The sequence below is a fragment of the Pseudomonas sp. MM213 genome, from assembly GCF_020423045.1.
Lineage (GTDB): Bacteria > Pseudomonadota > Gammaproteobacteria > Pseudomonadales > Pseudomonadaceae > Aquipseudomonas > Aquipseudomonas migulae.
On sequence record NZ_CP081943.1, the window covers coordinates 3,116,020 to 3,138,877 of the forward strand.

At 60.0% G+C, this 22,858-nt stretch carries 21 protein-coding genes; 5 read left to right on the plus strand and 16 right to left on the minus strand.

Annotation, left to right across the window (positions count from 1 at the left end; translation table 11 throughout):
- Nucleotides 1–130 precede the first annotated feature (130 nt).
- Nucleotides 131–598, minus strand: coding sequence for a ferritin-like domain-containing protein (locus K5R88_RS14175; protein ID WP_226300149.1), 468 nt, complete (start codon nt 596–598; stop codon nt 131–133).
- 204 nt (nt 599–802) lie between these two features.
- Here K5R88_RS14175 and K5R88_RS14180 point away from each other — a divergent pair, with 204 nt between their 5' ends.
- Together K5R88_RS14180 and K5R88_RS14185 are read left to right on the plus strand one after the other, a co-directional pair.
- The gene (locus K5R88_RS14180) at nt 803–1,039 is read left to right on the plus strand and encodes a DUF3820 family protein (protein ID WP_003213031.1); all 237 of its coding nucleotides are present in this window, start codon (nt 803–805) and stop codon (nt 1,037–1,039) included.
- 9 nt (nt 1,040–1,048) lie between these two features.
- The gene (locus K5R88_RS14185) at nt 1,049–2,230 is read left to right on the plus strand and encodes an aminotransferase class V-fold PLP-dependent enzyme (protein ID WP_226300150.1); all 1,182 of its coding nucleotides are present in this window, start codon (nt 1,049–1,051) and stop codon (nt 2,228–2,230) included.
- A gap of 2 nt (nt 2,231–2,232) precedes the next feature.
- Here the strand turns inward: K5R88_RS14185 and K5R88_RS14190 are convergent, their stop codons facing one another.
- The 4 genes from K5R88_RS14190 to zwf form a co-directional block, all read right to left on the minus strand.
- Entirely contained in the window at nt 2,233–2,958 is a 726-nt protein-coding gene (locus tag K5R88_RS14190; RefSeq protein WP_226300151.1) for an intradiol ring-cleavage dioxygenase, read from the minus strand.
- Between the two features lie 265 nt (nt 2,959–3,223).
- Nucleotides 3,224–3,889 carry a bifunctional 4-hydroxy-2-oxoglutarate aldolase/2-dehydro-3-deoxy-phosphogluconate aldolase gene (locus K5R88_RS14195; protein WP_008032978.1) on the minus strand — a complete coding sequence of 222 codons (666 nt, stop codon included), beginning with the start codon at nt 3,887–3,889 and terminating at the stop codon, nt 3,224–3,226.
- Between the two features lie 17 nt (nt 3,890–3,906).
- Nucleotides 3,907–4,620, minus strand: a complete 714-nt coding sequence (pgl, locus tag K5R88_RS14200) for a 6-phosphogluconolactonase (RefSeq protein ID WP_008038595.1) — start codon at nt 4,618–4,620, stop codon at nt 3,907–3,909.
- Nucleotides 4,607–6,076: a glucose-6-phosphate dehydrogenase gene (gene zwf / locus K5R88_RS14205; RefSeq protein ID WP_226300152.1), complete on the minus strand. Its 1,470-nt coding sequence runs from the start codon at nt 6,074–6,076 to the stop codon at nt 4,607–4,609. Before zwf ends, pgl begins: the two co-directional genes overlap by 14 nt.
- Before the next feature lie 242 nt (nt 6,077–6,318).
- Here zwf and K5R88_RS14210 point away from each other — a divergent pair, with 242 nt between their 5' ends.
- Entirely contained in the window at nt 6,319–7,179 is an 861-nt protein-coding gene (locus tag K5R88_RS14210) for a MurR/RpiR family transcriptional regulator (protein WP_177318169.1), read from the plus strand.
- Nucleotides 7,180–7,309: 130 nt separating this feature from the next.
- On the opposite strand, the gene K5R88_RS14215 is transcribed toward K5R88_RS14210, so the two are convergent.
- The 11 genes from K5R88_RS14215 to edd form a co-directional block, all read right to left on the minus strand.
- A complete protein-coding gene (locus K5R88_RS14215) occupies nt 7,310–8,164 on the minus strand; it encodes a D-hexose-6-phosphate mutarotase (protein ID WP_008038602.1) in 855 nt (284 codons plus the stop codon).
- Nucleotides 8,165–8,277: 113 nt separating this feature from the next.
- On the minus strand, nt 8,278–9,624 hold the full coding sequence (locus tag K5R88_RS14220; protein ID WP_008032973.1) for a carbohydrate porin: 1,347 nt from the start codon (nt 9,622–9,624) through the stop codon (nt 8,278–8,280).
- 173 nt (nt 9,625–9,797) lie between these two features.
- Nucleotides 9,798–10,958 (minus strand): ABC transporter ATP-binding protein, encoded by a 1,161-nt coding sequence (locus K5R88_RS14225; RefSeq protein WP_008038607.1) that lies wholly within the window; start codon nt 10,956–10,958, stop codon nt 9,798–9,800.
- Between the two features lie 4 nt (nt 10,959–10,962).
- A complete protein-coding gene (locus K5R88_RS14230) occupies nt 10,963–11,808 on the minus strand; it encodes a carbohydrate ABC transporter permease (protein WP_008032971.1) in 846 nt (281 codons plus the stop codon).
- Nucleotides 11,801–12,709, minus strand: coding sequence for a carbohydrate ABC transporter permease (locus K5R88_RS14235; RefSeq protein ID WP_008032969.1), 909 nt, complete (start codon nt 12,707–12,709; stop codon nt 11,801–11,803). The genes K5R88_RS14230 and K5R88_RS14235 overlap by 8 nt, the downstream gene beginning before the upstream one ends.
- A gap of 171 nt (nt 12,710–12,880) precedes the next feature.
- Nucleotides 12,881–14,188, minus strand: a complete 1,308-nt coding sequence (locus K5R88_RS14240; protein ID WP_223434881.1) for an ABC transporter substrate-binding protein — start codon at nt 14,186–14,188, stop codon at nt 12,881–12,883.
- A 117-nt stretch (nt 14,189–14,305) separates the two neighbouring features.
- The gene (locus K5R88_RS14245; RefSeq protein ID WP_226300153.1) at nt 14,306–15,565 is read right to left on the minus strand and encodes a D-mannose isomerase; all 1,260 of its coding nucleotides are present in this window, start codon (nt 15,563–15,565) and stop codon (nt 14,306–14,308) included.
- Nucleotides 15,566–15,793: 228 nt separating this feature from the next.
- A complete protein-coding gene (locus K5R88_RS14250; protein WP_226300154.1) occupies nt 15,794–17,263 on the minus strand; it encodes an ATP-binding protein in 1,470 nt (489 codons plus the stop codon).
- The gene (locus K5R88_RS14255) at nt 17,253–17,984 is read right to left on the minus strand and encodes a response regulator (protein WP_008031015.1); all 732 of its coding nucleotides are present in this window, start codon (nt 17,982–17,984) and stop codon (nt 17,253–17,255) included. The genes K5R88_RS14250 and K5R88_RS14255 overlap by 11 nt, the downstream gene beginning before the upstream one ends.
- Before the next feature lie 172 nt (nt 17,985–18,156).
- Entirely contained in the window at nt 18,157–19,107 is a 951-nt protein-coding gene (locus K5R88_RS14260) for a glucokinase (protein ID WP_226300155.1), read from the minus strand.
- Nucleotides 19,104–20,930, minus strand: coding sequence for a phosphogluconate dehydratase (gene edd, locus K5R88_RS14265; RefSeq protein WP_008038612.1), 1,827 nt, complete (start codon nt 20,928–20,930; stop codon nt 19,104–19,106). The genes K5R88_RS14260 and edd overlap by 4 nt, the downstream gene beginning before the upstream one ends.
- A gap of 220 nt (nt 20,931–21,150) precedes the next feature.
- Here edd and gap point away from each other — a divergent pair, with 220 nt between their 5' ends.
- Nucleotides 21,151–22,152, plus strand: a complete 1,002-nt coding sequence (gene gap / locus K5R88_RS14270; protein ID WP_008031008.1) for a type I glyceraldehyde-3-phosphate dehydrogenase — start codon at nt 21,151–21,153, stop codon at nt 22,150–22,152.
- Nucleotides 22,153–22,320: 168 nt separating this feature from the next.
- On the plus strand, nt 22,321–22,785 hold the full coding sequence (locus K5R88_RS14275; protein ID WP_223556812.1) for a methylglyoxal synthase: 465 nt from the start codon (nt 22,321–22,323) through the stop codon (nt 22,783–22,785).
- Nucleotides 22,786–22,858: the final 73 nt, after the last annotated feature.

Here is a 22,858-nt window from a genome sequence, read left to right on the forward strand (position 1 = left end):
ACGATAGTCGGGTTCATCGAAGTGACCGGTAAATCAAATTATTAGCTGGCTATCTATCAGGCGTCCAGCGCAAAAACCAAGGCACAAAAAAACGCCAGGCTGGCTGGCGTTTTTGACAGGCTTTACGCGCTTACGAGCGTGCGCGAGCCTGGTTGCGCAGGGCTTTCACCTGATCGTGATTGCGTTGCACGCCGTGATACTGACGTTCAACCAGGTCACGAATGCCCACCAGGTTGTGCTTGTTGATTTTCTCGATGGCTTCTCGGTAAGCCTTCAGTGCATGGTCTTCACCGCGTTCGGCTTCATTCAGCACGGCTTCTTCATCCTTGCCAGTGAACACCGCTTTCACGTCGACCCAGCGGCGGTGCAGGTCACCACTGACGCTGGTGGAAGTTTCCGGATCGCCGCCCATCGAACGCACCGCAGCCTGCAGTTCGGAAGCCGCAGTGGCGCAGTCGGTCGAGCGAGTGATGAACAGTGTTTTCAGTTCTGGATGCTTGATGTCTTCAGCGCAAGTCTTGAACCCTTCCTGACCGTCTTTGCTGGTTTCAATCAGGTCGTTGAGTACAGAGATCGCTTCTTTATTAATGTCGGTCATTTTTCAATTCCTTGCGGGTTGATGAAAGATGCAATAGGTATTGCACCCTGCATGCCAGCCTTGAACTGATAATTTGTTTGTTAATTTTCAACAACTTAGTTTTAAAGAGAAAATCTGTATCCGTTTTTTTTGCATGATCTGTCAATTGGCCTGCATGCAGAATGCCTGTATTTTCCAAGGCTGTTGAATCAAGACGATCGATTGATGAACCCTGAAAAACTCGAACTGCTGATTACCCGCGAAATGCCCTTCGGCAAATACAAGGGCCGCATCATTGCCGACCTGCCCGGCCCCTACCTGAACTGGTTTGCCCGGGAAGGCTTCCCCCATGGCGAACTGGGCGGACTGCTGGCCCTGATGCAGGAAATCGATCACAACGGCTTGTCGGAACTGCTTGAACCGCTGCGCGCCAAACACGGCAAACCCGCCCCTCGCCACTGAGCCGTCCCCATGCCCGATAACACCCGCCGTGCCCGTAATGAAATGTTCTGGCAAACCTTTGCCGACCGCTATGCCGTCGAACCCGGCCCGATCAACCTCGAGAACGGTTACTTCGGCCGCATGTCGCGCACGGTGGTCGAGGAATACCAGCGCAACATCGAACTCATCAATCGCGGCAACTCGGTGCATGTGCGCCAGCGTTTCGAACAGGGCGAAAACCTCGCGATCGTGAAACGTCTCGCCGACCTGATGGGCGTAACAACCGAATCCGTCGCCTTCACCCGCAACGCCTCGGACGGTTTGCAATCGCTGATCCGCAATTACAATCGCCTGCAACCCGGTGATCAGGTGCTGATCTGCGACCTGGAATACGACACGGTCAAAGGCGCCATGCGTTGGCTGGCCCGGCATCGCGGCGTAGAAGTGATCGAGATCGAACACGCTCACCCCGCCAGTTTCGACAGCTTGCTGGCGACTTACCGCGACGCCTTCGTGCGTTACCCAAAGCTCAAATTGATGGCCCTGACCCACGTCACTCACCGCACCGGCCTGGTGATGCCGGTGCAGGCGATTGCGGCCGCCGCCAGGGAGCACGGGATCGACGTGATCCTCGACGGGGCCCATGCGCTCGGCCAGATCGAGTTCAGCCTCGATGACCTCGGCATCGCGTTCGCCGGTTTCAACCTGCACAAATGGATCGGTGCGCCGCTGACCCTGGGCTTCATCTACATCGCCCCGGAGCGCCTTGCCGACATCGACCCGGACATGGGCGAGATGCATTTCCCGATCACCGACATTCGCGCCCGTACGCCGTACAGCACACCCAACATCCCGGCGTTGCTGACCCTGCCGCTGGTGTTCGAAGAACATCGGGCGATGGGCGGTTCCGCCGCCAAGGGCGCCCGGCTCAATTACCTGCGCAACCGCTGGGTCAACGCCGTACGTGACTTGCCGGGCATCGACGTCATGACCCCGGACGATCCGCGACTGTATTGCGGCATCACGTCGATGCGCTTTACCCGGCATGCCGACCAACAAGCAATGGCCGGGCGGCTGCTCAAGGACTTCAACCTGTTTACCGTGGTGCGCAGCGGTGCAGCGAGTGGCCCGTGCATCCGCATCACGCCGGGGCTGACCACCACTGCAGCAGACATGGATGCGCTGAGCGAGGCACTGAACGAGCTGCGCTGACGTCACACGGTGTACTTGTCGAAGTCCTCCGGCTTGAGCTGTGATGAAATCGCGAACGTGTCGATGCCAATGGTCATCTGCCCGAAAAAACCGTCTTCTTTCGAATCTCGACCGAGGGTGTGAACGTTCAGGGTCGAGGCTTCGCCACCCATGCTGGCGTAGAAATAGTCTTCGTCGTTGGTCAGCGCGGTGACGGTTCGGCCGCTGTATTCCCTGGCATTGAGCACCGAGCGCGAGGCCACTTCGGGGAAGTACAGCTGGCCAACCCAGGCGACGTGGCGCTCTTCGAGATAGTTGTTGCCGGCGGTCACGCGAATCGCGACGTGTATGTGCAGCGCGCGACCGGCATAGAACCCCGGATAGATCGTGGTGAAACGCACGATGCCCTTCTGGTCGGTGAATTGCCCGCCGCGCAGATACGTGTCGTCGTCGGTACGCGGGATCGCGCCGATATCGCCGACATCGACTTCCTTGTCCGGGTTGACCTTGCTCCACCCCGAATAGGCACCGCGGGCATTGCAATGCCAGATATCGACGATGGCCCCGTTGACGGGCTCACGGGTCATTGCATCGATGATCGTCAACCGTAGCACCAGCGGAATACCGTCCAGGCCTTCGCTGATGTTTCGCCTGATCAGTTTCGGGTTGCGAAAATACGGACCGGCGATCTGTTCGGGTGACAACAGGTAAGCCGGTTGTGCGGATGTCACTGAGGTGTTGTCGTCCATGACGTTCTCTCTTCCATAAGATGAACGCAGGTTAACGCGGGACCGGCGGCGAGATGCGGTAACTATGTATCGCATGATGTCCTTGTAGGAGCGAGGCTTGCCCGCGAAGGCGTCGATACAGTCAGCATCGGATGTGACTGGGCTGACGCCTTCGCAAGCAAGCTTTGCTCCTACGGGGGCTTTCTTTGGGCAAAAAAAAACGGTGCACCGACCAAGCGCACCGTAAAGCCGTAGAACACACAACGAAGTGTTGGGTAAAAGCAGGTCAGTCCAGCAGCGCCAAGGCCTCGGCGGTGCATTCCTGAATGCGGGCCCAGTCGCCGTTCTTGATCCACTCCGGATCAAGCATCCAGCTACCGCCCACGCACATCACGTTTTTCAACGCCATGTAGCTCTTGATATTGGCCGGGCCGACGCCGCCAGTCGGGCAGAATTTCACTTCGCCAAACGGGCCGCCCAAGGCTTTGATTGCCGCAACGCCGCCGCTGACTTCCGCCGGGAACAGCTTGAAGCGGCGATAGCCCAGACCGTAGCCTTCCATGATGCCCGAGGCGTTGCTGATGCCTGGCAGCAGTGGAATCGGGCTGGCGACACTGGCTTCGAGCAGGTCACGGGTGATGCCCGGCGTCACGATGAATTGCGAACCGGCGGCTTCGGCAGCGGCCAGCATCTGGCGATCGAGCACGGTGCCGGCACCGGTCACCAGTTCCGGACGCTGCTCGCGCAGGATCTGGATGGCCTTGAGGCCGAACTGCGAACGCAGGGTCACTTCCAGGGCTGTAAGACCACCGGCAGCCAGGGCGTCGGCCAATGGCAGCACGTCCTGTTCGCGAGCGATGGTGATCACCGGCAGAATCCGCGCCTTGGCGCAGAGGCTGTCGATCAGGGCAACTTTGTCCGCCATGGAAACGGTCGGGGATGGGGTTGTCATAGCGGCTGTTCCTTGGCTCATGGGCACCAGTAAATCTCTAACGTGGGTTGCAGAAACGCGCGGATCGGCATTTCGGCGACATCGTCACCGGCCAGCGCGAAACTCAGGGTGGTCAGCTTGGACTGACCGGAAATCGACAGAATCTTGTGTTTGGCCGAGGCCAGCAGCGCACGACTCATGGTCAGGCGCTGATGCGGCACGGTTGGCGCCAGCATCGGGTAGCAACGACGCTTGCCGTCGGTTTTCAAGGCATCGGCCAGGTTCGGGCTGTTCGGGAACAGCGACGCGGTGTGGCCGTCGTCGCCCATGCCCAGCACCAACACGTCAATCGTCGGCAGCTCGGCGAGCAGGCGATCAGCCTGTTCGGCCGCTTGCTCCAGGTTCGCGGTGGCGCTGTACAGGCTCAGGAACTGAGCCTTGGCCGCCGGGCCTTGCAACAGGTAACGCTTGAGCAGACCGGCATTGCTGTCGGCATGTTCAACCGGTACCCAGCGCTCGTCCGCCAGGCTGACCACCACGTTCGACCAGTCCAGCGTCTGCTTGGCCAGGTGCTGGAAAAACGCCACCGGACTGCGCCCGCCGGACACCACCAGCGTGGCCGTGCCTCGAGCATCGATCGCCTCGCTCAGTTGCCTGGCCACTTGCAGTGCCAGGCCTTCGGCCAGCAGCACCGGGCTTTTGAACGCATGGGCGCTGACGCCCTGCGGCAATTGCAAATTAGATATCGCCATACCACGACCTCCCGTCCCGCGTGATCAGAGCAATGGAGCTCATTGGTCCCCAGGACCCGGCCGCGTACGGCTTGGGCGCATCACCGGATTTTTTCCACCCGGCGATCAACTGGTCACACCACTTCCACGCGGCTTCGATTTCATCTTTACGGACAAACAGGTTCTGATTGCCACGCATCACTTCCAGCAACAACCGCTCGTAGGCATCGGGGATCCGTGCGCTGCGCCAGGTGTCGGAAAAATTCAGCTGCAACGGACCGCTGCGCAGCTGCATGCCCTTGTCCAGGCCTTGTTCTTTGGTCATCACACGCAAGGAAATGCCTTCGTCCGGTTGCAGGCGGATAATCAGCTTGTTGCTGATCTGCAGGCGCTGCTCCGGGGCGAAGATGTAGTGCGACGGTTCCTTGAAGTGGATGACGATCTGCGACAGCTTTTGCGGCATGCGCTTGCCGGTACGCAGGTAGAACGGCACACCGGCCCAACGCCAGTTGCGGATGTCGGCACGCAGGGCGACGAAGGTTTCGGTGTCGCTCTGGGTGTTGGAATTCGGTTCTTCCAGGTAGCCGGGAACTGATTTGCCTTCGCTGTAGCCGGCGATGTACTGGCCGCGCACCACTTGCGTGGTCAGGCCTTCCGGGCTGATCGGCGCCAGCGCCTTGAGCACTTTGACTTTCTCGTCACGGATGCTGTCGGCGGACAGGTCGGCCGGCGGGTCCATGGCGATCAGGCAGAGCAGTTGCAGCAGGTGATTCTGGATCATGTCCCGCAGCTGACCGGCCTTGTCGAAGTAGCCCCAGCGGCCTTCGATCCCGACCTTCTCGGCCACGGTGATTTCCACGTGGGAAATGTAATTCTGGTTCCACTGGGTTTCGAACAGGCTGTTGGCGAAACGCAGGGCGATGAGGTTTTGAACGGTCTCTTTGCCCAGGTAGTGGTCGATGCGGTAGGTGCGGTTCTCCGGGAAGAACTGCGCCACGGCGTCGTTGACCTTGCGCGAGGATTCGAGGTCCGAACCGATCGGCTTTTCCAGCACTACGCGGGTGTTCTCGGCCAGACCGACCTTCGCCAGGTTCTCGCAGATCGCACCATAAACGGCGGCCGGCGTGGCGAAATAGGCAATCACCCGCTGGGCGCTGCCGGCCAGTTCGGCCAGGGCGAGGTAATCGTCAGCCTTGAGGAAATCGACGTGCAGGTAGCTCAAACGAGACAGGAAGCGCTCGACCACCGCCTCGTCCAGCTCTTTGGCACCGACGTAGCGGCGCAGCTCGGACGCGATGAACGCCAGATGCTCCTGTTCGCTACCGGGCTCACGGGCCAGCGCGATGATGCGCGTGTCCTCATGCAGCAGGCTTGCGCCATCGAGTTGATAGAGGGCAGGAAACAGCTTGCGCAGGGCCAGATCGCCAAGCGCGCCGAACAAGGCAAAGGTGCACGGTTCAACCGTAATCGAAGGCATGATGTTTGTTCTTTTATCAAGTTAAGCTACAAATACCTTTTTTCAAGGCATCGCTCAAGAGAAAATGTAGTAATAACCACAACATTTTCGCAAAATACAGATTCCGAGTGGTGGTCGGTTGGAGCCATCAGTAGGATAGGCCACCGCTTGGGGCCCTATCAAAGGCCCAATTTGCATAGCAACACCCTTATTTGCATCGCAGTGCACTCGTGTAGGTGCACCAAGGAAATCATATGGACCGCGTGCGAAATTTACTGGAACAGATCCAGAATCGCCTTGAAGACCTGAACAAGGCGGAACGCAAAGTCGCCGAAGTGATCCTGCTCAACCCACAGCAGGCCACCCGGTTCAGCATCGCCGCCCTCGCCCAGGCCTCCAAGGTCAGCGAGCCGACGGTCAACCGTTTCTGCCGTTCGTTCGGCGTCAGCGGCTACCCGGAACTCAAGCTTCAGCTCGCCCAGAGCCTGGCCAGTGGCGCGGCGTATGTCAGCCGCGCGGTCGAGGCCGACGACAATCCGGAAGCCTATACCAAGAAGATTTTCGGCAGCGCCATCGCGTCGCTGGACAGTGCCTTGCAGGCGCTGGACCCGAACCTGATCAGCCGCGCCGTTGACTTGCTGATCCAGGCCCGGCAGATCCACTTCTTCGGCCTCGGCGCCTCAGCCCCGGTGGCGCTGGATGCGCAGCACAAATTCTTCCGCTTCAACCTGGCCGTCACCGCCCATGCGGACGTGCTGATGCAGCGCATGATTGCCTCGGTGGCCCACACTGGCGAGTTGTTCGTGATCATTTCCTACACCGGCCGCACCCGCGAGCTGGTGGAAGTGGCGCGTATCGCCCGGGAAAACGGTGCATCGGTGCTCGGCTTGACCGCCGAAGGTTCGCCGCTGGCCAAGGCCAGTACCTTGAGCCTGAACATTCCGCTGCCGGAAGACACCGACATCTACATGCCGATGACTTCGCGGATCATTCAGCTCACCGTGCTGGACGTGCTGGCGACCGGCATGACGTTGCGCCGTGGCGTGGATTTCCAGCCGCATTTGCGCAAGATCAAAGAGAGTTTGAATGCGAGTCGGTATCCGATTGGGGATGAGTTCAATTAATCAGGTTTGAGTAGTTTGTCGGCTGATAGTCCGTCTTCGCGGACAAGCCTCGCTCCTACAGGTTCAGGGTGACCTGTAGGAGCGAGGCTTGCCCGCGAAGAGGCCCGCCGATCCACCGCAACCCCCTGAGCTAAACCCCGACCCGAGCCTGCAAACTCAAATGCGCTTTCTGCCCCGGCGCCAGGCTCAGGCTATCGGTCCCGCCGCTCGCCGCTTCCACACACACAAACTCGGAAATCTCGTTCCAGCTCACCCCCAGCAATGGACGCGTCCCTGGATGCCAGACCACCGTGTCCGCATCATCCCCGGTATCGATGCACAATTGCCGCTGCCAGGCGTGGTCCTTGAGCTGCAATTCGCCGTCATGCTGGAACACCCGCTGACAGCCACCCTCTACCCGCAACTCGCCTTCCTGCTGACAAACCTGGCGGTTCAACTGGTCGTAACCTTGCGCCCCGTCGAGCCCAGACAGCGCTATCTCACCGACATCACCAATACGCCAATAGGCGTGCAATGCCTGGCTCAATTGGCACGGCAGGCTGTCCTGATGCTCGGTGCTCAGGCGCAACTCCATGCGTTCGCCAAGGTGCGCATGCAGGTCCACTTGCCAGTCGCACAACTGCAATTGCCAGTGCAGGCGCACGCCGTCATCGTCGTGACGGCTGTCGAGCAGCTTCCAGTCCAGCAAGCGTGCCCAGCCATGGGACGGCCAGGCGTTTTCGCTCGGATGGCGGCCATACCACGGCCAGCACACCGGCACGCCGCCGCGAATCGCACCGACATGCGGCCACTTCGCCGCGCACCAGAGCCAGGGCTTCTGGCCCTTGGGCTGAAAGTGCAGCAACTGCGCGCCCTGACGACTGAACACCGCCTGACACAGCGGGTGATCGATCACCAGAACGTCGCGCATCTGATAGCGCTCCCACGCAAACACCGGACGTTCGCGCAAGGATTTGAAGAAGCGTTGTAGCGGATGCTCATGCATGTGCCACGGTCCTGAAAATCAGCTGTCACCGGGGTGCGCCGCCCCCAAAAAAAGCGGACAGCCTGGGCTGTCCGCAAAAATGCGCACATAGAGAGGAGCTTATCGCAACAGCGTTAGAACACCGACTGAATTTTCAGGCCGGCGACCAGCGCGTTATCGACTTCATCCACACCGCCCGGGTGAGTGATGTATTGCAGGTTGGGACGCACGGTCAGCCAGTTGGTAACGTGGAAGCCGTAGTTGATCTCGTAGTTGTATTCGGTGGTACGCAGTGGCGAGAACCGTGGATCGTTGTAGTCCGTGACATTGTTGGCGGCGTTGACCAGTTCGGCGTTTTTCTTCACGTCATCGTTGACATGGATACGCGCGAAACCGATACCGACGTCATCTTTCGGACGAGCATCGAACGGGCCTTTGTACACAAACATCAACGACTGGTAGTTGTCGACGAAGTTGGTGTCCTTGTCGTGGAACGTGGCGTTGGCCGAAACGGTCAGGCCGCGGCTCTTGTCACCGTTGTGGTCGGTCAGCTGTTGCTGCGCCACGAACCAGTAGCCGGACTTGCTGCTGTGGCTGCGGTAAGCGTTGCCGCTGGTGGCAGCATCAGCACCGTTGTCGTCTTCACGAACGTCATCGGCATCGGCCGTGCTTTTGTAGTAACCGACACGGTATTCGCCCGGCAGGTTGTTAGGGTTAGGCAACCAGACCAGCTCCACCGGCAAAACGGTGCCCTCTGTACCACTGCCGCTGAGCTTGAAGCCGTTACCGTGCTCCAGTTGAGTCGGGTTCTGGTTGTACGCGCCGATCTGCGCATAGAACTCAGGCGAGATGTTGTACTTCACGCGGATCGCGGCCTGGCTGATCGGCCAGTTGTACCAGATGTTGGTCGCCCAGTTACCCACTTGGGAACCGCAGAACGCCAGGTTCTGGAACTCGCAAGGGAAGGTGTTGAAGTCTTCGCCTTCGCCGAAGTAACCGGCCTTGACGTCCAGTTTGCCGTCGAGGAACTGGTGCTTGATCCACAACTGGGTCAGACGGACCATATGGCCGCGACCGTAGACTTCCTGGGAAGAACTCAAGGTGCCGGCACGCGGGTCGCCGACACGGTCATTGGAGATGTTTTCGCCGTTACGGTTGGTCAGCTGGATCTTCGCCTGGGTGTTATCCCAGCCCCACAGCTTTTGCAGGTCCAGTGCCACGCCCAAACCAAACTGGTCGGCATAACGCGCTGTCTTGTCGTCGTTGAAGCCGCCGTGAAGGTTGCTGCCCACTTCACCGACGTAGTCCATTTTGATGTCGATGCCTTGCTCGATCAGCTTGGTCCGCTCACCACCCCAATCACCGGTCATCCATTCGGAATCGGCGCTGAACGCGTCAGCCGCGTGCACACTACCGGCCAACATCATTGCCGCAATTGCCGACAACTGGCAGATAAGCTGAGCGTTGTTGTTCTTCTTCATCCCTACATCCTCGTTTTATTGTTATTAACTGTTTTTATCTAACGCGGTTACATCAGTTGCGATGCGCGACAGGCCGCCCACCGCATATCCCCCCTGTAGGAGCCAGGCTTGCCGGCGAAGGCGTCACTGAAATCGCTTTCGCCGGCATGCCTGGCTCCTACAGTTTTTGATCTTCAGCGGTTTTTGAACTGGGTGACGTTGGCGCTGTGAACTTCGGTTTTTGGCAGACCGGCCACCCCCAGGCGCTCCCCGGTCTTGGCATCGAACAGCAGCACTTTCGATGGATCGAATTGCAAGGTCAGGGTCTCGCCCACGGCCGGCGCAACGTCGGGTGCCAGGCGGCAGCAGACTTTGGTGTCGTTGAGATTGACGAACACCAGCGTGTCCGGACCGGTCGGTTCGGTGACCTGCACTTCGGCGCGAATGGTCGGCAAACCATTCGGCTCGCTGCCCGCCAGCACGATCTGCTCAGGGCGCATGCCGAGGATCACTTCGCGATCTTCCAGACCGGCGTCCTGCATGCCCAACGGCAATTCGCAGCGCGCCTGACCGCTGTCGAGCAGCGCCAACAGACGACCGTCCTTGCGCTGCAAGCGCAGGGGAATGAAGTTCATCGGCGGCGAACCGATGAAGCTCGCCACGAACAGGTTGGCCGGGTTGTTGTAGATGTCTTTCGGCGTGCCGAACTGCTGAATGATCCCGTCCTTCATCACCGCCACTTTGTCGCCCAGCGTCATCGCTTCGATCTGGTCGTGGGTCACGTAGACCGTGGTGGTTTTCAGGCGCTGGTGCATCAGTTTCATTTCGGTGCGCATCTCGACGCGCAGCTTGGCGTCGAGGTTGGACAGCGGTTCGTCGAACAGGTAAATCTTCGGCCGCCGCGCCAGGGCACGGCCCATCGCCACACGCTGTTGCTGACCGCCGGAGAGCTGGCCAGGCTTGCGGCTCAGCAGGTGTTCGATCTGCAACAGCTTGGAGACGCGAGCGACTTCTTCGTCGATTTCCGCGGCGGGCATTTTGCGAATCTTCAGGCCGAAAGCGATGTTGTCGCGCACGCTCATGGTCGGGTACAGCGCGTAGGACTGGAACACCATGGCGATGTCGCGATCCTTGGGGCTCATGCCGCTGATGTCGGCGTCATCCACCAGGATCGCGCCGCCGCTGATGGTTTCCAGGCCGGCGATGCAGTTCATCAGCGTGGATTTACCGCAGCCCGACGGGCCGACCAGGATCAGGAATTCCCCGTCATCGATCTTCAGTTCGATGTTTTTCAGGGTGTCCGGCAAACCGGCGCCGTAGGTCTTGTTGACGTTGCGTAATTCGAGAGTTGCCATGTTTCTACCCCTTGACCGCGCCGGACGTCAGCCCACGCAGGAAATACTTGCCAGCGAATATGTAGACCAGCAGTGTCGGCAGCCCGGCGATCATCGCGGCGGCCATATCAACGTTGTATTCCTTGGCCCCGGTGCTGGTGTTGACCAGGTTGTTCAGGGCCACGGTAATTGGCTGGGCATCGCCACTGGCGAAGACCACGCCGAACAGGAAGTCATTCCAGATCTGGGTGAACTGCCAGATCAGGCAGACCATCACGATCGGGATCGACATCGGCAGCAGGATCTTCCAGAAAATCGTGAAGAAGCCTGCGCCGTCCAGGCGTGCAGCCTTGACCAGCGCATCCGGAATGCTCACGTAGTAGTTGCGGAAGAACAGCGTGGTGAACGCCAGGCCGTAGACCACGTGCACCAGCACCAGACCGGTGGTGGTGTTGGCCAGGCCGAACTTGCCGAGGGTGAACGAAGCCGGCAGCAGCACGGTCTGGAACGGCAGGAAGCAGCCGAACAGCAGCAGGCCGAAGAACAACTGCGAGCCACGGAAGCGCCACATCGACAGCACGTAGCCGTTCATGGCACCGATGAAGGTCGAGATAAAAACCGCCGGCACGGTGATTTTCACCGAGTTCCAGAAGTACCCGCCGACCACGTCCCAGGCCTTGATCCAGCCGATGCCGTCAATGACGGTCGGCCAGCTCAGCAGGTTGCCGGTACGGATGTCTTCCGGGGATTTGAAGCTGGTCAGCAGCATCACGATCAGCGGAATCAGGTACACCGCAGCGGCCAGCAGAAGCGTGGCGTAGATCGCGATGCGGCTGAAACTCAGCGTCGGTTTTCCGAGTTGATTAGTCATGGCGTTTGCCTCGCAGCTCGGAGTACAGGTACGGCACGAGGATGGTCAGCACGGCACCGAGCATCAGCATGGCGCTGGCCGAACCGATGCCCATCTGGCCACGGCTGAAGGTGAAGGAATACATGAACATCGCCGGCAGGTCGGACGAGTAGCCGGGACCGCCCGCCGTCATCGCCGCCACCAGGTCGAAGCTCTTGATCGCGATGTGCGCGAGGATCATGAAGGCGCTGAAAAACACCGGGCGCAGGCTCGGCAGGACGATCTTCAAATAGATGGTCGGCAGGCTCGCACCGTCGACTTGCGCGGCACGGATGATCGATTGATCGACACCGCGTAGACCGGCCAGGAACATCGCCATCACAAACCCGGAGGCTTGCCACACGGCAGCGATCACCAGGCAGTACACCACGCGATCCTGATCCACCAGCCAGTCGAGACGGAAGCCTTCCCAGCCCCAGTCACGCAGCATTTTGTCCAGGCCCAGGCCAGGGTTGAGCAGCCATTTCCAGGCGGTACCGGTGACGATCATCGACAGCGCCATCGGGTACAGGTAAACGGTGCGAATGAAGCCTTCCTTGCGAATGCGCTGGTCCAGCAGCACCGCGAGGAACACGCCCAATACCAGGCTGATGCCGATGAACATGCCGCCGAAGAGCGCGAGGTTCTTGCTCGCGACCCACCAGCGATCGTTGTCCATCAGGCGCATGTATTGCTGCAGGCCGACCCATTTGTAGCTCGGCATGAAGCTGGAATTGGTGAAGGACAGTATGAATGTCCAAATGATGTAACCGTAGAAACCAACCAACACGATGAGCATGCTTGGCGCGAGTACCAACTTGGGTAACCAGCGTTGCAGCGCATCGAACGGTGAGGCTTTGCTGAAAACCGCCACAGAGCTCATCGGGATAATCCATTGGAGAAGTGAGTATCTGTAGGAGCGAGGCTTGCCCGCGAAGGCGGCGTAACTGTCGACAACTCTGTTGAATGTCAGACTGCTTTCGCGGGCAAGCCTCGCTCCTACAAGGGGAACGGTCCCAGAAAATTGCCGCAGGCGAGCCTGCGGCCTCAGGGATTACTGGGCGGCTTTGACAGCCGATGCCAGTTGGGCGCTGGCCTTGGCCGGGTCAGCGTCCTTGTCGTTCATGAAGTTGGTGACCACGTCGAAGATCGCGCCTTGCACGGCCAGGGAAGTGGCCATGTTGTGCGCCATGCTTGGTTGCAGGCCGCCGGTTTTCTCGTCCGCCAGGAAGTCCTTGGCGGCGGTTTGAGCGCAGGCGTCGAAACCGAGCTTGTCCATCTCGTTCAGCATGTCGGTACGGACCGGGATCGAGCCTTTGTTGATGCTGAAGACTTTCTGGAAGTCGGTACCCAGGGCGACCTTGGCCAGGTCTTGCTGGGCGGCGATGTCACCCTTGCGATCAGCTTTCAACTTGAATACAGCCATCGAGTCGATGTTGTAGGTGAAGGCTTTTTCGGTGCCCGGGAACGGCACGCACTGGTAGTCCTTGCCGGCGATTTTCTTCGCCGCCGTCCATTCGCTTTTCGCCCAGTCGCCCATCATCTGCATACCGGCCTTGCCGTTGATGACCTCGGCGGCAGCGATGTTCCAGTCACGACCGGCGCGGTTCGGGTCCATGTAGCCGGTGAGTTTTTTCAGCTCGGTGAACGACTTGGTCATTTCCGGCCCGGACAGGGTTTTCTGATCCAGGTCTACCAACGCTTTTTTGTAACCGTCGGCGCCCATGACCGAGAGCACCACGTCTTCAAACACGGTGCTGTCCTGCCAAGGCTGACCACCGTGGGCGAGCGCGATGAAGCCGGCGGCTTTGAGCTTGTCGCCGGCGGCGTAGAATTCTTCGAGGGTGGTCGGGGCTTTGTCGATCCCGGCTTTCTTGAACACTTCCGGGTTGATCCACAGCCAGTTCACACGGTGAATGTTCACCGGAACGGCCACGTAGTCGCCTTCGTATTTGACGGTGTCGGAGACTTTCTTGATCAGCAGGTTATCCCAGCCTTCGGACTTGGAAACGTCTTTCAGGGTGTCGGTGCTGAGCAGGCCAGTGCTGCCCCACTCCTGGATGTCCGGACCCTTGATCTGGGCAACGCCCGGCGGGTTACCGGCGACTGCGCGGCTTTTCAGTACGGTCATGGCCGTGGAACCGCCACCACCGGCGACTGCGCCGTCCTTCCAGGTGAAGCCGTCTTTTTCGACTTGAGCCTTGAGGACATCGACCGCTGCTTTTTCACCACCCGACGTCCACCAGTGAACAACTTCCACCGAACCTTTGGAATCGGCGGCAAGGCCACTGAGGGGAAATGCACTGAGCGGAAGCAGCGACGCGAGAGAAATGACAGTAGCGAGGCGAGAAATCGCATTCATCTAGTAGTACCTTTCTTGTTGTTATGCATGCAAGTCTGGTGCTTGCGCTGCATAGGATTTTAAACAGGAGTCATCCCCTCGCAGGTAACGAAGGGACGCGTGAATGTCACCGCATGGTTACATAGAACCGCTCTGGGACAGACTCGCCAAGGCACTGGCCATGCTCGGCGCCAGCGGCAGGCGCGGAATCAACACGGCTTGCCAGGCGTGATAGAGATCGGGTTTGCCGGCCCAGATATCGGCGCTCGGACGGTTCTGCGGATCGAGCTCGTGATACCAACTGCCCTCGCAGCGGTCGATGAAATGACTGTCACAAAATTCCCAGAACAGTCGGTACCAGGCTTCATATTGCTCATCACCCGTGCGTTTAAGCAGCGCGCTGGCGGCGGCGCTGGCTTCGCAATGGGTCCAGTGCAAGCGATGGCGAACCACCGCGCGATTATCCCAATCGAGGGTGTAGACAATCCCGGGTAGCCCATCGACATCCCAGCCATGGCGGCAGTTGTGCTCGAAGAGTTTTTGCGCGTCGGTGGCGAGCCAACCGGGCGTCAGCATCCCGGCCTGTACTCGCGCAGCTTCGAGGTGCAGCAACAGCCGGGCCCATTCGAAGCCGTGGCCCGGCGTGGTGCCGTAAGGACGAAAACCGTCGGCCGGGTTGTCGTGGTTGTAGTCGCGCAACGGCTGCCAGTCGCGGTCGAAATGTTCGACCACCAGGTAATCGTTGGCGGCGGCGTGACCATGAATCACGCGCTCGACGATCCGTTGCGCGCGGCACAACCAGCGATTGTCTTGCGTGACATCGGCCAGCGCGAGGAAGGCTTCGGTGGCGTGCATGTTGCTGTTGGCGCCGCGATAACTTTCCTCTTCACGCCAGTCGCGATTGAAGGATTCGCGCATTGCGCCCTCCTCCTCGCACCAGAAATACGTGTCGATGATGTGGATCGCGTCATCGAGCAAGGCCTGTGCGCCGGGACGCCGCGCCACCACGGCGGAACTGGCGGCCAGGGCAACGAAGGCGTGCAGGTAAGCGGCCTTGCCGGTGTTGTCGTCAAGGGGATGCGCGGTGGCGAACCAGCCGCCATGCTCGGCATCGCGCAACGGCCCGCGAAGGGCTTTGATGCCGTGATCCACCAGCTCGGCGAAACCCGGCAGGCCCTGGATGTGCGCCATGGCGAAGCTGTGGGTCATGCGCGCGGTGTTCATGGTTTCGGCATGGGCGTTGGCCGGCAGACAGCCCTTTTCGTCGAGATTGCCGAAGCCCTCGGTGAGCTTCGAAGCCTTGGCGAATGCCAGCAGGCGCAGGCCTTCGGTGGCAAGCCATTGCTGATGGGCCGGTGCGTTCAGCCAACTGCTGAAAGCGGGTTGGAAGGTGTCCATGGGGTGCCTTTTTTGTTGTTATGACTGCGGGCAGTCTAAACAACGGGCGGTGGCGGGCTTGTAACGAAGGGGGCGCGTTATGTCACCAGCTTGTGACATTTGACCCGAGGAATTTGTTTAATGGTCTGACGCCTTCGCGAGCAAGCTCGGCTCCTACAGGGTTATGCGCCGTACGCAAATCAACTGTAGGAGCAAAGCTTGCTCGCGAAGAACGATTACGCGGTTTTACTAATCAACACTACGAGGCAACTGCAACGTCACCCGTAATCCACCTTCACGCAAGTTTTGCAGGCTGACTTCCCCGCCATGGCTATGGGCAATGTTGCGCGCAATGCCCAACCCCAACCCATAACCCTGCTGCTGCCCGGCCAGGCGAAAGTGCGGCTCGAACACCTGCTCCAGCCGCTGCTCCGGCACACCCGGCCCTTCGTCATCGACATGCAGGACAAACGCGTTCTCGTCGTCATCGATGTGCAGGTGCGCGTTCTGACCGTACTTCAAGGCGTTGTCGATCAGGTTGCCGATGCAGCGCTTGAGCGCCAGCGGTTTACCCGGATACGCCGCCAGCGCCCGACCCTGCTGGGTCACGCGACCATTGCCGTTAGGCGCCAGATACGGCTCCACCAGGCAATCGAGCACATGGTTGAGGTCCACCTGCTCGATGTTTTCGTGGATGTCGGTGTCTTTCACGCATTGCAGCGCGCCTTTGACCAGCAGCTCCAATTCATCGAGATCACGACCGAATTTGGCTTGCAGCTTTTCGTCCTCAAGCAATTCCACCCGCAGGCGCAAACGGGTAATCGGCGTGCGCAAATCATGGGAAATCGCGCTGAACAACTGGCTGCGTTCAGTCAGGTAACGGCTGATACGTTCGCGCATCGCATTGAAGGCGCGCCCCACTTCAACCACTTCGCTGCCGCCGCCCTCCGCCACCGGCTCGACTTCCGCCCCGAGGGACATGTCCCGCGCCGCCCGTGCCAAACGCTTGAGCGGCCGGCTCTGCCAGTGCACCAGCAGGCCGATGAACAACAGCAAAAAGCCGCTGGTGAGAACGATGAACCAGACTTGCTGCGCCGGCAGGCCTTGCTCTTCAAGGCTGGTGTAGGGCTCGGGCAACAGCGAGGCGATGTACAGCCACTCGCCCGGCGCCATCTGGATTTGCGTGACCAGCACTGGCGGATTCACCGGTTCCAGAGTCAGTGCGTAATGCGCCCAGGAACGCGGCAGCTCATCCAGTTTCAGGCCACCGTTGAAGATCCGCAGGTCTTCGGGGCTGACAAAAGTCACCGAGATATCGGTGTCCTGGCCGAGCGACTGGCGCAGCACTTCGTCCACGGCTTTGAGCACCGCCTCTTTGCGCGGGGTGATCGGCAGCACTTCCATGCCAAGCGGTTTGTCGTTGAGGGTCACCACAAAACGGGTGCCGCCCATGCTGCGCAACTGGTCGAGCACCAGCGGCCTGAACGCCACCGGCAACGAGCGAAAATAACTGACACTGGCGGTCATCGAATGGGCAAGGCTGCGGGCGCTGGTGACCAGGCCTTCCAACTGCGTGGCGCGCAATTGCGAGACCCAGATCACGCTCGACAACGTCTGCGCAAACAACACGGCCAGCAAGGTCAGCAGCAACATCCGCCCGAGCAGCGAACGCGGGACCGGAATCTTTGCCGCGAGCTTGCGCAACACCTCAGTGACCATTGCTGGCAACCACATTGGCTGCCAACTGATAACCGCTGCCGCGCACGGTGCGAATCAGTCGCGGCGGTTTTTCGGTATCGCGCAGGCGTTGGCGTAAACGGCTGACCGCCATGTCGACGATCCGGTCCAGCGGCATCAGGTCGCGGCCACGGGTGGCGTTGCCGATGGTGTCGCGGTCGAGGATTTCCTGGGGGTGATCGAGGAACAGTTTCAGCAGGGCGAAATCAGCGCCGGAGAGAATCACTTCTTCGCCATCGATGTGGAACAGCCGATGGCTGACCATGTCCAGTCGCCAGTCATCAAAGGCCAGCACTTCACTGCCGGAACGTTCCTGGCCGAATTGCGCACGACGCAACAAGGCTTTGATCCGCGCCTGCAATTCACGAGGGCTGAAGGGTTTGCCAAGGTAGTCGTCGGCGCCCAGTTCCAGGCCGATGACGCGGTCGGCTTCGTCGGAGCTGGCGGTGAGCATGATGATCGGCACTTGCGCCTGCCGCGGGTGCTGGCGGATCCAGCGGCAGAGGCTGAAACCGTCTTCGTCGGGCAGCATCACGTCGAGGATCACCAGATCGCTCGGCGCATCGTTCAACGCCTGGCGGAAACCGGCGCCGTCGGGCGTGGTACGTACCTGGAAACCCGCACGGGTCAGGTAGGTGTCCAGCAACTCGCGTATCTCTTGATCGTCATCGACCAACAAAATCGACTTGTTGACTGAGCTCACGGGGCGGCGTCCTTGTTGTTTGAATTGGAGGATTATGCCTGATCGATCATAAATCTATGTGTCTGTTCCGGCCTCTTCGCGGGCAAGCCTCGCTCCTACAGGTTGCACCGATGCTTCTGTAGGAGCGAGCGGTGCGGCGTCCGACTTGCCCGCGAAGAGAACGACACAGTCGTTATGTCTGGTCGAGCGCCACACCCGCACCCACCAGCCCGGAATACGGCGCCGTCACCAGCCACACCGGAATCCCCTTGAAGTAATCGCTCATGCAACCCTTGTCGGCAAAGCACCGTGCAAAACCGCTTTCGAGGAAGAAATCGGCAAACCGTGGGATCACCCCACCGACGATAAACACACCACCGCGCGCGCCCGTGGTGAGCACGTTGTTGCCCGCCACGCGACCGAGCCAGCAACAGAACTGTTCCAGCACTTCCAGCGCAATCGGATCACCCGCCAGGCCGGCGGCGGTGATCGCTTCCGGCGTTTCGAGCACAGGCGTGTGCCCGTCCACCGCGCAAATCGCCCGATAGACGCGCGGCAAGCCGCTGCCACTCAACGCCGTTTCCGCGCTGACATGCCCAATCTCGTTGAAGATGTGCTGCCACAACTGAGTTTCACGCGGGCTGCTCAACGGCAAATCGACGTGGCCACCCTCGCCCGGCAATGCAGCGAAACGTCCTTCGCCCAAGTCGAGCAAAGTACCGACGCCCAACCCCGTGCCCGGGCCAATCACCACCGCCGGGCGCAACGGTTCCGGCGTGCCTTCGCAAACCACGCGGAATTCGCCTGGCTGCAAACGGGTCATGCCCAGCGCCATCGCCGAGAAGTCGTTGACCAGCAGCAGTTGCTCCACTTGCAGGGTCTGGCAGAACGCCTTGCGGCTGAGGCGCCAGTGATTGTTGGTGAACTTGAATTCATCACCGCTTACCGGGCCGGCCACTGACAGACACACGGAACCAATCGAACCCGGCGCCAGCCCCTGCCCGTTCAGATAGACGCTGATCGCCTCTTCCGGGCTGGGAAAATCTGCCGTTGCCAGCACCTGGACCGATTCCAGCTGCTGGTTTTTCCACAACGCAAAACGTGCGTTGGTCCCACCGATGTCACCGACCAAAGCCAGTTTCAATTAAGCGTCTCCAGGGCAGAAGTAAAGGCGCTGGCGCCCTGCTCTGCGGAGCTGAAGGCCATGCGCATGAAACCAAACAGCTCGCGACCGGTGCCAATGTTGTTGCCCAACAGGCCCTTGGCCGGCGTGCGCGCTGCGAATTCTTCGGCGTCCACCTTAAGCTCCAGGGTGCCTTTGACGCCATCGACGCGGATGATATCGCCCTCTTGGACTCGCGCCAAAGCGCCGCCCACGTAAGCTTCGGGGCTGACGTGAATCGCCGCCGGGATTTTCCCCGAGGCGCCGGACATGCGTCCGTCGGTGACCAGCGCGACTTTGAAGCCGCGATCCTGCAGCACGCCGAGGAACGGCGTCATCTTGTGCAGTTCCGGCATGCCGTTGGAGCGCGGGCCCTGGAAGCGCATCACCGCGACAAAGTCCTTCTCCAGCAAACCGGCCTTGAACGCATCGGCCAGATCCTGTTGATCCTGGAACACCATTGCCGGTGCTTCGACGATCTGGTTTTCCAAGGCGACTGCGGAGACTTTCATCACGCCACGACCGAGGTTGCCTTCCATCACGCGCAAGCCGCCCTCGGGCGAAAACGCACGCGCCACCGGGCGCAGGATGGTTTCATCGAGGCTGTCGGTGACGCCTTCGCGCCATACCAGCTCACCGTTATCGAGGAACGGTTCCTTGGTGTAGCGGCTCAGGCCGTGGCCCAGAACCGTGTTGACGTTTTCGTGGAGCAGGCCGGCCTCCAGCAGTTCGCGGATCAGGAACGACATGCCGCCCGCCGCCTGGAAGTGGTTGATGTCGGCTTTGCCGTTCGGGTAGACGTGGCTCAGGGTCGGCACGACTTCGGAGAGGTCGGCCATGTCCTGCCAGGTCAGTTGAATGCCCGCCGCCATGGCAATCGCCGGCATGTGCAAAGTGTGGTTGGTCGAACCGCCGGTGGCGTGCAGCGCCACGATGGAGTTGACCAGCGAACGCTCATCGACGATTTCGCCGATCGGCATGAAGTTGCCATTCTGCTTGGTCAGGCGCGTGACCTGATGCGCCGCTTCGCGAGTCAGGGCATCGCGCAACGGCGTGTTCGGGTTGACGAAAGAGGCGCCCGGCAAGTGCAGGCCCATGACTTCCATCAGCAACTGGTTGGTGTTGGCGGTGCCGTAGAAAGTGCAGGTGCCAGGACTGTGGTAGGAGTTCATTTCCGATTCCAGCAGCTCTTCGCGCGAGGCCTTGCCTTCGGCATAGCGCTGGCGCACATCGGCTTTCTGCTTGTTGGAAATGCCCGAGACCATCGGCCCGCCCGGTACGAAAATCATCGGCAGATGACCGAAGCGCAACGCGCCCATCATCAGGCCCGGCACGATCTTGTCGCAGATGCCGAGCATCAGCGCGCCATCGAACATGTTGTGGGAAAGGGCAACAGCGGTGGACAGCGCGATCACTTCACGGCTTGGCAGGCTCAGCTCCATGCCCGGCTCGCCTTGGGTCACGCCATCGCACATCGCCGGGGTGCCGCCGGCGAACTGGCCGACGGAGCCGATTTCGCGCAGGGCTTTTTTGATCAGTTCAGGAAAGACTTCGTACGGCTGATGCGCCGAGAGCATGTCGTTATATGACGAAACAATCGCGATGTTCGCGGAGTTCATCATTCGCAGGCTGTTCTTGTCTTCGGTGCCGCAACCGGCCACGCCATGGGCGAAGTTGGCGCATTGCAGCTTGCCGCGCATCGGACCGTCGCTGGCCGCACCGCGAATGAGCGCAAGGTAAGCCTCGCGGGTTGCGCGGCTGCGGGCGATAAGCCGTTCGGTGACCTCAAGGACGCGGGGATGCATGTGTAGAACTCCAGGCTAACGGATGTGGCGACCTGATTGTCTATGCTGAACAAGAGCCGTTGTTGATGGGATGACAAACGGCTTTCTTGATCATTCGGACCAGTTGATTCAGGTCACTCGTTGTAGATTGAACAAAATATTGCCACTAAAAAGGCTTGTTTTCTATTTTTATGCGAATAATCTTGTAATTCCAACAACAAAACGACGGCGGCCCTGTTAAATGACTCTTCGAATCGCAATCAATGGTTTTGGCCGTATCGGCCGCAACGTCCTTCGCGCACTGTATACCCAAGGCTACCGTCAGGATTTGCAGATCGTTGCAATCAATGACCTGGGCGACAGCGCGATGAACGCTCATCTGCTCAAGTACGACACTGTTCACGGCACGTTCGACGCCGATGTCCAGCATGATCAGGAAAGCCTGACCGTCAATGGCGACCGGATTTCCGTCAGCGCCATTCGTAACCCGGCCGAGCTGCCCTGGGCTGCGGAAAAGATTGATGTCGTGTTCGAATGCACCGGTTTGTTCACCGACCGGGCCAAAGCCGCCGCGCATATTACGGCCGGCGCGCGCAAAGTGATCATCTCTGCACCGGCCAAAGGCGCCGACGCCACCGTGGTGTATGGGGTGAACCACGACATTCTGCGCCAATCGCACCAGATTATTTCCAACGCGTCGTGCACCACCAACTGCCTGGCCCCGGTGGCCCAGGTGCTGCACCGCGAGCTGGGCATCGAAAGTGGTTTGATGACCACCATCCACGCCTACACCAACGATCAAAACCTGACCGACGTCTACCACACCGACCCGTACCGCGCGCGTTCGGCCACCCAGAACATGATCCCGAGCAAGACCGGTGCGGCCGAAGCGGTCGGCCTGGTGCTGCCGGAACTGGCGGGCAAACTGACCGGCATGGCCGTGCGTGTGCCGGTGATCAACGTGTCGCTGGTGGACTTGACCGTGCAACTGAAGCGCGAGGCGTCGGCCGATGAAGTGAATGCACTGCTCAAGGAAGCCAGCCAGCATTCGAAGATTCTGGGCTACAACACGTTGCCGCTGGTCTCGAGTGACTTCAACCACAACCCGCTGTCGTCGATCTTCGACGCCAACCACACCAAGTCCAGCGGCAAGCTGCTCAAGGTTCTGGCCTGGTACGACAACGAATGGGGCTTCTCCAACCGCATGCTCGATAACTGCCTGGCGCTGTGCAACGCTGAGTAACTCTGTGCCTGTTGCGCCGTACCCGACTCTGTAGGAGCCAGGCTTACCGGCGAAGAACGATGACGCGGTCTAACAGATACATCGCGCCGCTCGGTTCGCGGGCAAGCCTCGCTCCTACAGGCGATGGCGTACTCAACCATCGTCGGTAACCTGCCTACGGAATACCCCATGATCGGTATCAGCTTCACGCAAAAAACCGTCGCCGCGCGCAAACGCATCGCCCTGGTCGCCCATGACCACTGCAAGGTGTTCCTGCTGGACTGGGCCGAGCGGCACAAAGACAAACTCGCGCTACATGAACTGGTCGCCACCGGCACCACGGGTTTGTTATTGCAACAACGCCTCGACCTGCCCGTGGAAAGCATGATCAGCGGCCCCTTGGGCGGCGACCAGCAACTCGGCGCGCAAATCGCCGAACAGCGGGTCGACATGCTGGTGTTCTTCTGGGACCCGTTCGAACCGCAACCCCATGACCCGGACATCAAGGCATTGCTGCGGGTCGCGGCAGTCTGGAACATTCCCGTCGCCTGCAATGAATGCAGCGCCGACTACCTGCTCAGCAGCCCGTTGATGGATCAGGCGCATTCACATCGCATCCCCGATTACGCGACCTATTTGCTGGGCCGCGCATAAACCTTCACAAATCAGGACTTGACCATTGCAGCGGATGATAAGCATTATCATTTGATCGAAATGGATCAGGTCC

Bases quoted from the DNA above. Each gene is read 5' to 3' on its own strand.
- K5R88_RS14220 (WP_008032973.1), bottom strand. From the start codon at position 9,624: ATGAAGAAGAACAACAACGCTCAGCTTATCTGCCAGTTGTCGGCAATT.
- K5R88_RS14245 (WP_226300153.1), bottom strand. From the start codon at position 15,565: ATGGACACCTTCCAACCCGCTTTCAGCAGTTGGCTGAACGCACCGGCC.
- K5R88_RS14175 (WP_226300149.1), bottom strand. From the start codon at position 598: ATGACCGACATTAATAAAGAAGCGATCTCTGTACTCAACGACCTGATT.
- K5R88_RS14225 (WP_008038607.1), bottom strand. From the start codon at position 10,958: ATGGCAACTCTCGAATTACGCAACGTCAACAAGACCTACGGCGCCGGT.
- K5R88_RS14250 (WP_226300154.1), bottom strand. From the start codon at position 17,263: ATGGTCACTGAGGTGTTGCGCAAGCTCGCGGCAAAGATTCCGGTCCCG.
- K5R88_RS14180 (WP_003213031.1), top strand. From the start codon at position 803: ATGAACCCTGAAAAACTCGAACTGCTGATTACCCGCGAAATGCCCTTC.
- edd (WP_008038612.1), bottom strand. From the start codon at position 20,930: ATGCATCCCCGCGTCCTTGAGGTCACCGAACGGCTTATCGCCCGCAGC.
- zwf (WP_226300152.1), bottom strand. From the start codon at position 6,076: ATGCCTTCGATTACGGTTGAACCGTGCACCTTTGCCTTGTTCGGCGCG.
- K5R88_RS14195 (WP_008032978.1), bottom strand. From the start codon at position 3,889: ATGACAACCCCATCCCCGACCGTTTCCATGGCGGACAAAGTTGCCCTG.
- K5R88_RS14230 (WP_008032971.1), bottom strand. From the start codon at position 11,808: ATGACTAATCAACTCGGAAAACCGACGCTGAGTTTCAGCCGCATCGCG.
- K5R88_RS14275 (WP_223556812.1), top strand. From the start codon at position 22,321: ATGATCGGTATCAGCTTCACGCAAAAAACCGTCGCCGCGCGCAAACGC.
- K5R88_RS14235 (WP_008032969.1), bottom strand. From the start codon at position 12,709: ATGAGCTCTGTGGCGGTTTTCAGCAAAGCCTCACCGTTCGATGCGCTG.
- K5R88_RS14240 (WP_223434881.1), bottom strand. From the start codon at position 14,188: ATGAATGCGATTTCTCGCCTCGCTACTGTCATTTCTCTCGCGTCGCTG.
- K5R88_RS14215 (WP_008038602.1), bottom strand. From the start codon at position 8,164: ATGCATGAGCATCCGCTACAACGCTTCTTCAAATCCTTGCGCGAACGT.
- gap (WP_008031008.1), top strand. From the start codon at position 21,151: ATGACTCTTCGAATCGCAATCAATGGTTTTGGCCGTATCGGCCGCAAC.
- K5R88_RS14190 (WP_226300151.1), bottom strand. From the start codon at position 2,958: ATGGACGACAACACCTCAGTGACATCCGCACAACCGGCTTACCTGTTG.
- pgl (WP_008038595.1), bottom strand. From the start codon at position 4,620: ATGGCGATATCTAATTTGCAATTGCCGCAGGGCGTCAGCGCCCATGCG.
- K5R88_RS14185 (WP_226300150.1), top strand. From the start codon at position 1,049: ATGCCCGATAACACCCGCCGTGCCCGTAATGAAATGTTCTGGCAAACC.